At 49.3% G+C, this 875-nt stretch carries 1 pseudogene; it reads left to right on the forward strand.

Going from position 1 to position 875, the window contains the following annotated elements:
- A pseudogene (locus A3756_RS19870) lies at nucleotides 1-801 on the forward strand (cobyrinate a,c-diamide synthase); the annotation flags it as partial.
- Nucleotides 802-875 lie beyond the last annotated feature (74 nt).

Below are 875 nucleotides of genomic sequence, written 5' to 3' on the forward strand. Positions count from 1 at the left end.
CGTGAAGAGCTTGAAGTACGTTTTGAAAAAGGCGTCTCGTGGATTGGTGAGCAGGCGATTACTCAGTTGCCTGAGCCGGTCGATTTCAAATCCACTTCATTAGCGCGTCCAAGTCGTTTGCTTGAAGGAAAACACATTGCGATTGCTAAGGATGCAGCATTTAGTTTTATTTATGACGCCAATTTGCGGTTGTTAGAGACATTGGGTGCAAGTTACGAATTCTTTTCTCCCATGTCTGATCAACAAGTGCCCGTGGCAGATGCACTTTGGTTGCCTGGTGGATATCCGGAGCTCTATGCGCAAAAACTGAGTCAAAACCGTAGCATGTGCGAGTCCGTTCAAGTATTCCATCGTGCTAATAAACCGGTACTGGCTGAGTGCGGTGGTTTTTTATATTGCCTAGAATCGCTGACTGATCTTGAAGACGCGCGCTATTCTATGGCGGGATTAATGGCGGGCGATGGGGCCATGCGCGGAAAGCGCGGTTGCCAGGGGATGCAGACCGCCGCTTTGCCTGAAGGTGATGTAAGAGCGCATGCGCATCATCGTTCTCGAAGTGCAAATACGCCAGAACCTATTGGCTACGGTAAAAGACAAAGGCATTCGGCGCCGGGTGAAGCAATCTATCGCGAGGGTAGTTTGACGGCTACGTATCTACACTTATTTTTCCCTTCTAATGCAGAAGCCATCGCAGCGTTGTTTTTGGGCGTGACGACATTTTCGGCTACAACAGAAGCTGTTAACCGCACTGAAAATGCGCTTAGTTACAATATGCTCAGCAATAATGAGCAGGCTAGGTAAGCACTATGTGGCCAGAGAGCAGTGAACAAGCAAAACCTTTGCGCAGCGGCTTAACAACCGGCTCTTGCGCGACG

The organism is Oleiphilus sp. HI0086 (assembly GCF_001635225.1).